The organism is Gammaproteobacteria bacterium (assembly GCA_033720895.1).
Classification (GTDB): domain Bacteria; phylum Pseudomonadota; class Gammaproteobacteria; order Natronospirales; family JAJUFS01; genus JAWWBS01.
The window spans coordinates 1-7,224 of sequence record JAWWBS010000080.1 but is presented as its reverse complement, the minus strand read 5'-3'; the positions used below and the strand labels follow the sequence as shown (position 1 = coordinate 7,224).

Genomic DNA, 7,224 nt, shown 5'->3' with positions numbered 1-7,224 from the left:
TGATACCCAGCGGTTCGCGCAGCGACTCGACAATGGCGCTGGTGATCTCGTCCTGGATGTCGAACACGTCTGCCAGTTCGCGATCGTAGGTGTCCGACCACAAGTGCCTGTCTGTCTCGACATCGATCAACTGGGCCGTGATGCGCAGTCGCTCGCCCGACTTGCGAATGCTGCCTTCCAGCACGTGGTCCACGCCCAGCTGCCGGCCGATGGCCTGCGCGCCCAGTTCCGAACCCTGGAAAGCAAAGGCCGAGGTGCGCGACGCCACTTCAAGGCGGTCGATTTTCGCCAGCACGTTCAGGAGTTCTTCCGACATGCCCAGCGCAAAGAATTGCTGGTCCTGCTCGGAACTGAGGTCGATGAAGGGCAGCACGGCGATGGACACGCCCTGCTCTTCTACAGCCTTTCCCTGGGCCGGCGCAGCCACTGCCACCGGTGAATCCACCTGGGCGGACGGTGCGCTCTCTTTCTGCATGCCCAGTTCGAACCAGGCAACGACCATCACGACCAGGATGACGGCAATGCTCCACATGCGCTTTTCGCCGGCACTGCTCTCGGCCTTGCGGATACCCTCCGGCGTCAGCTCCAGCGCCCAGGCCATGATCAATGCGACCGGGAAACCCAGCAATAAAAAGAACAGGAAAACGCGCAGCACCCAGTCCGGTGCACCAAACGCGGGCAAGGCAAGATCCGCAATCTGCGCCAGCAACCAGCCGGTGACCGCATAGATCACCGCCACCTTGACGACATTGCGTTCCTTGAGTTCCTTGAAGAAGCTCATGGCGTCTCCCAGCGCGAGAAGTCACAACGGTAACGATCGATGCCTTGCTTGCCCGTCTTGCGACAGAAGGATGGCGGACCCAGCTCGTCCCAGGCGTCCAGCGTGTGATTTTCGTGCAGGTGCTGGTAAACCAGCCCGGACTCGCGATAGGAATCCACGTTCAGCCAGAACCACGGCGCATCAGTCTTGCCCATGTAAACGAGTTCCGGATGACCGAGCAGGACCAGCAGGCCGTTGGCGGCCGTGGATTCGTAGTAGTCGAGCTTCTGCAATACCAGCAGCTGTTGCACCAGCCGCTCCCGGTCTTTCGGCCGCGCGGTCGGGTCGCGCACCAGCTCGATCCAGTCCGGTGCGTAGATATCGTTCTCGCGCAGGACCGGATTGACGATCAGGCTGGCTGCCGCGTCATTACCCGCCAGCAGGTAGGCAAGGCCGTAGACGGCGATCTGCTCGTGGCGCGTGAAACGCTGCATGACTGCCAGGTGCGTTTCCATGCCACGCTCGATCTCGCCCGTCAGGATGCCAAGGGTGCCTTTGTATCGCAGGCAATTGAAATAACCCGGATCGACATCGATGCAATGCTCGATCAGGGGGGCAGCCTGGTCGAAGTACCCGAATGATGAAAGGTAGACTGCGTTCCACATCAAGGCGGTGGGATTGTCGGGTTCGAGCTCCAGGCCGCGCTGATAAGAGCGCATCGCCGCGATGAAACCCGTCGCATCTTCGGCGAACTCGATCGTCGCCGCACCCTTGGCCATGTGCGCCATGCCCAGGCTGTCATCCAGTGCCAGCGCCTTGTCTGCCGCCTGCAAGCCCAGCTCCAGGTAGGGCCGGTCCAGCGGAATCCAGCCAGGTGTGACGACGTAGGATGCCGCCAGTTGTGCCCAGCCACGCGCGAATTCCGGGTCCAGCTCCACCGCGCGCTCCAGTGCAGCGATGCTGGGCAGCATGTCGCGCTGGTTGAAGGCCTCGCGGCCAACCAGGTAGAGCTCGTAGGCGTTCATGTTGGCGGTGATCGCTTCGGCGCCAACACTGTCGTTCTCCAGCTCGATGTCCAGCGACTCCTTCAGGGCCTCGACAATGGCCTGGGCGATCTCGTCCTGGACCTTGAAGATATCGGCGGTGCTGCGGTCGTAGGTGTCCGACCATAGATGCCGGTCCGTCTCGGTATCGATCAGCTGCGCCGTGATGCGCAGCGTGTCGCCCGCCTTGCGAATGCTGCCTTCCAGCACGAAGTGCACTTCCAGTGCCTGGCCGATTTCCTGGGCGCTGAGTTTCGAATCCTGGAAAGCGAACGCCGAGGTGCGCGACGCAACCGCGAGCTTTTCGATCTGCGCCAGTACGTTCAGCAATTCTTCCGACATGCCCAGCGCAAAGTATTCCTGGTCCTTGTCCTGGCTGAGGTCGATGAAAGGCAATACCGCGATCGATACCCCGGCATCTTCTTTCTGAATGGATGTTGCGGCTGGTGGCTCAACGACGACCGGCGCATCGGCCGGCCCGCCCAGCTCGAACCAGAAGATCGCCGCCAGCGCCAACACCGCGGAGATCGTCCAAATGCGTTTCTCGCCCACCGACGATTCCGCCCGCACGATACCTTCCGGCGTCAGCTCCAGCGCCCAGGCCATGATCAAGGCAATCGGGAAACCCAGCGCTATAAGAAGAACCACCAGGCGCACGGCCCAGTCCGGAATGCCGAAGTGCGGGAACACCGCCGTGGCGACCTGGATCAGCAACCAGCCGGTGACGATGTAGATGATCGCCACCTTGACGACGTTGCGTTCCTTCAGTTCCTTGAAGAAGGTCATTCGGCGTCCTCCTCCAATTGACCATCAGCAGGTGGGCAACGGAAAGTTTCGGCTCGGACCGGGCTTCGCGTCACCTGGTTGCGCTCCAGGATTTCCATCAGGTAAGGATGTGGTTTCGGATCGAACTGCGGATAAAGCAGCCATGCCGTTTGCAGGTCGGCCAGCTCCGGCGTGTCGAATTCGCTCACGATGGCCTCGGCCTTGTCTTCCTCACCCAGCATCATGAATGCCAGCCAACGCGCGGTGATGGAATTGGCATCGTTGTCCTGCTCCTGGAGCTTCTCGAACACGGCTTCGGCATCGGCGCGCCGCCCCTCGGCACAGGCCTGGCGCATCATGGGTATGTGTCGATAGGTGTAATTCGGATTGCGCAGCAATGGATAGAGCTCGGTGGCCGCTTCCAGCTCGCCCGCCCACAACAAGGCGCGATGGTACTGGTAGGAAGTGGTCACCTTCTTGCGGATATCCTTCTTGTACTTTTCATACATGGGCAGCGTGAATTCATGAATGCCGGCCCGATGCGCGAAAATGATCATCGTAGCTGCTGTTTCTGCGGGTTCTACGCCGGTCTCCGTCTGCTTCTGGCAGATAGCAATTGCTTCGCGCGCCACGGCCTGGTCGGACAGCCGCACGGCCATGGTGCCAAGGTTGCCGCAATTTTCCTGGTCATTCGGACGTTCAGCCATGTAAGCGCGCAGCTTCTCCAGCGCCGTCCGCCAATCGCGCAAGACAAGAGCTCGCGTGTACTCGTAATCCAGGCGATCGACAGGATTCCGGGCATGTTGGATGGCCATGTTGATGGCTTCGGCAAAGTTTTCCCGTCGCTCCTCATAGCTCTCGGTGACGGTTCTCAAGCCCTGGCGGGTCAGCTCGAGGCTGCCAAACCAATAGGAAGCCAGCGCTTGCCAGGCCGCCGGGAAGGTCGGATCCTCCTCGACCGCCTGCTTGAGGTAATCGAGGATATCGCGGTTGAGAGACAGCTCGCCGGACACGAAGGCCGCTTCGCGCACCGCGTTCGCCTTCAGGTAGAGTTCGTAAGCCCGCACCGAGCGCGTGCCCGCCGCCATCATTTCTTCCAGCGCTTTCGGATCCATCGCAGTATCCATCGCCCGGGCGATCTCGGTGGCCACACGCTCCTGGATCTCGATGATGTCGCTGGCATCACCATCGATGTTCTCGGACCAGAGGTGGAAACCGTCCTTGGCGCGAATCAGCTGCGAGGTGACGCGAATCTTGTCGCCTACCCGCCGCACCGAGCCTTCCAGCACGTGCGCCACACCGAGCTCATCGGCAATCACGGTCAGCGGCTTTTCGGAATTCTTGTAAGAGAACGACGACGTGCGCGACGACACCAGCAGGTCGGGCGTGCGCGCCAGCGAATTCAGGACTTCCTCGGTCAGGCCATCGGTGAACCACTCCTGGTCCTGCTCCGGGGAAAGATCGACAAAGGGCAACACGGCAATCGACTTCGGCGCGGCATCTTCCACGCCAGTGCCCTGCCCCGGAGTTCCAAATTCAAACCACGCAATCGCGATCAGCGCCAGCACGATGGAAATGCTCCACATGCGCTTTTCGCCAACAGAGCTCTCGGCGCGCTTGATACCTTCCGGCGTCAGCTCCAGCGCCCAGGCCATCACCAGTGCAATCGGGAAGCCGAGTGCAATAAGAAGAGTGACCAGCCGCCCCGCCCAGTCCGGAATGCCGAACTGCGGGAATACCGTCGAGGCAACCTGGATCACCAGCCAGCCGGTAATCGCATAGATTGCGCCAACCTTGACGACGTTGCGCTCTTTCAATTCCTTGAAGAAACTCATTTCCGCTCCCAGCGTGACAGGTCGCAACGGTATCGTTCGATGCCCGGCTTGCCCGTGCGCTTGCAGAAGTCCGGCGGACCGAACTCGTCCCAGTATTCGTAGACACCATGATCGAGATGCCGGTAGATCTGCCCCGACTCCCGGTAGTCCTTGAAATTCAGCCAGAACCAGGGCGAATCCTGAGAGCCCATGCGGACGAGATCATGGCGTCCCAGGCCGACCAGCAGGTGGTTGGCCGTGCCGGTGTCGAACATCCCCCGGGCCTGCACCTCCAGCAGTTGCTGAACCAGGCGGTCGCGATCCCTGGGCCGGGCCGCGGCGTCCTTGAACAGCTCGAGCAGCCCAGGCGCATAGATATCGTAGTAGCGAAGAACCGGCACCAGGATGAGGCTTGCTGCTGCCTCGTTGCCCTCGAAAAGATAGCCAAGTGCAAACGCCAACTGGCTCTCGCGGCGGAAGAACCTGTCCAGCACCGCGCTGTGCTGGCTCATGGCCGTCTCGACATCGCCCTGCATCAGGTTCATCCAGGCGGCAAAACGCCAGCAGTTGAAATACGCGGGCTCGACCTCGTTGCAGGTCTGGTAGAGGCTTGCGGCGCGATCGAAGTAGCCCAGCTCCATGTAGGCCATGCCGTTCCACATCAGCACCGTGGGTTCCGTCGGGTCGAGCTCGAGTGCCCGGCCGTAATACTTCATGACCTCGACGTAATCGGTCCTGCCTTCCTGTGATGACAGGATATAAGCCTTGGCGAGATGCGCCATGGCGATTTCGTCATCCAGGACCAGGGCTCGATTCACCGCCTCAGCGCCAAGCTCGAGAAACGGCCGCTCCCTGACAACCCAGCCCGGCGCCACACCATAGGCGGCGCCAAGATAGGCCCAGGCCTCGGCAAATTCCGGGTCCAGGTCCACTGCGCGCTCCAGCGCCTCAATGGACGGATTCATGTCACGCTGGTTGAAGGCCTCGCGCCCGACCAGGAACAGCTCGTAGGCGTTCATGTTGTCCGTGATGACATTGCTGCTGGCCTTGTCACCATCCAGCTCGATATTCAATGCCGCTTTCAAGGCATCGACAATGGCCGAAGCGATCTCGTCCTGCACCTTGAAGATGTCGGCCGTGCTGCGGTCGTAGGTTTCCGACCAGAGGTGCCGGTCGGTTTCGGCGTCGATCAGCTGCGCGGTGATGCGCAGGGTGTCGCCTGCCTTGCGAATGCTGCCTTCCAGCACAAAGGCCACTTCCAGTGCCTGGCCGATTTCCTGCGCACTCAGCTTGGATCCCTGGAAAGCAAAGGCCGAGGTGCGCGAGGCGACGGCCAGCTGCTCGATCTTGGCCAGCACGTTGAGCAATTCTTCCGACATGCCCAGCGCAAAGAATTCCTGGTCGCGCTCGGCGCTGAGATCGATGAACGGCAGCACGGCAATCGACACTTCGTTCGGGTCCGCCTTCGTTGCCAGCGCTTGCGCGGGTTCATCGGCAACCTGCTGGCCCAGTTCGAACCAGGCAATCGCCGCGATCGCCAATGCAATCGAGATTGTCCACATGCGCTTTTCGCCGACCGACGACTCGGCACGCTTGATCCCTTCGGGTGTCAGCTCCAGTGCCCAGGCGAGCACCAATGCGATCGGGAAGCCGAGCGCTATTAAAAGAGTGACCAGCCTTCCCGCCCACTCGGGAATGCCGAACTGCGGAAACACCGTCGAGGCGACCTGGATCACCAGCCAGCCGGTGATCAGGTAGATCGCGCCAACCTTGACGACATTGCGCTCTTTCAGTTCCTGGAAAAAACTCATGGCTCGAGCACCCCTGTCGGACAAGCGAAGGTCTCACGCCGCGGCGTGGCCGGTTCGATACCATTGCGAGCCAGCATATCCATCAGGTTCTGATACGGGCGCGGATCGAACTGCGGGTAATACATCCAGCTGGATAGCGCGAAAACCGTGTCGGGCTGGTCCAGGTGACGCAGCAGTTCCTCGGCGACATCGAAGCGTCCCGTCATCTGGCTGGACAGCCATTTCTCGCCGATGGATGATGCATCGTCGCCGTCTGCAGTCATGACCAATTCGTAGAATTCCCGTGCCGTGTCGAGATCCCCCTCTGCGCAAGCCTGGCGCAAGATCGGCATGCGGTAATTGATGCCCTTGCCACTGCGCAAGGCCGGCAGCAACTCGCGCGCCAGCTCGACTTCACCATCCCACAAGAGCGCCCGATGGAACTGGTAGGAGGCAGCCATGTTGTTCTTGATTCGCGTGCGGTTCGCTCGGTACAAGCGTGCCGCAATCGGCTCGTCGATGTTCACGCGATGCGACATGGTGACAGCGTCCTGCAGCAGCTCGATATCGACCTTGCCGGCTTCGATACAGTTTCTGACAGCCAGCTCACCGATGTCCTTGCGCTGCAGGCGAATAGCCACACCACCAAGATCGATGCAGCCCTCGGCCGGACGCGCTTCACTGAAGGCGATGATCTTTTCCAGTGCCAGGCTCCAGTCCAGCGCCACCCAGGCTCGCAGGTATTCATAGCGCAGGCGCTCGATATCGTTATGCGCATGACGAATGGCCAGGGCGATGGCCTTGTCGAATTCCGCATAACGCTCGGCCAGGGTCAGGCTGTTCGACTTAGCCGCCTGGCGAGTCAGTTCGAGGCGACCCCGCCAGAACAGGGCCACCGAGAAATGCGCCTTGCCGAAGGTCGGGTCCTCGTCGATAGCCTGCTTCAGGGTCTCCAGCATCTGGTCATACAAGGACGAATCGCCCGTGCGATCAGCTTGTTTGACCAATGCGCGAGCCTGCAGGAACAACTCATACGCCTTCACCGAGCGCGT

The 7,224-nt window shown here is 60.9% G+C and carries 5 protein-coding genes; all 5 read right to left on the bottom strand.

What is annotated here, in order from left to right:
• The coding region (locus tag R3217_09810; protein MDX1455740.1) for an adenylyl cyclase at positions 1-781 on the bottom strand (781 nt) is incomplete at its 3' end.
• Positions 778-2,589 (bottom strand): hypothetical protein, encoded by a 1,812-nt coding sequence (locus R3217_09805; protein ID MDX1455739.1) that lies wholly within the window; start codon positions 2,587-2,589, stop codon positions 778-780. The genes R3217_09810 and R3217_09805, both read right to left, overlap by 4 nt.
• Positions 2,586-4,403 carry a hypothetical protein gene (locus tag R3217_09800; protein ID MDX1455738.1) on the bottom strand — a complete coding sequence of 606 codons (1,818 nt, stop codon included), beginning with the start codon at positions 4,401-4,403 and terminating at the stop codon, positions 2,586-2,588. The genes R3217_09805 and R3217_09800 overlap by 4 nt, the downstream gene beginning before the upstream one ends.
• Complete coding sequence (locus tag R3217_09795; protein ID MDX1455737.1) at positions 4,400-6,193, bottom strand: hypothetical protein; 1,794 nt, start codon at positions 6,191-6,193, stop codon at positions 4,400-4,402. The genes R3217_09800 and R3217_09795 overlap by 4 nt, the downstream gene beginning before the upstream one ends.
• Positions 6,190-7,224 (bottom strand): hypothetical protein (locus tag R3217_09790; GenBank protein ID MDX1455736.1); only part of this gene is annotated, 1,035 nt, incomplete at its 5' end. The genes R3217_09795 and R3217_09790, both read right to left, overlap by 4 nt.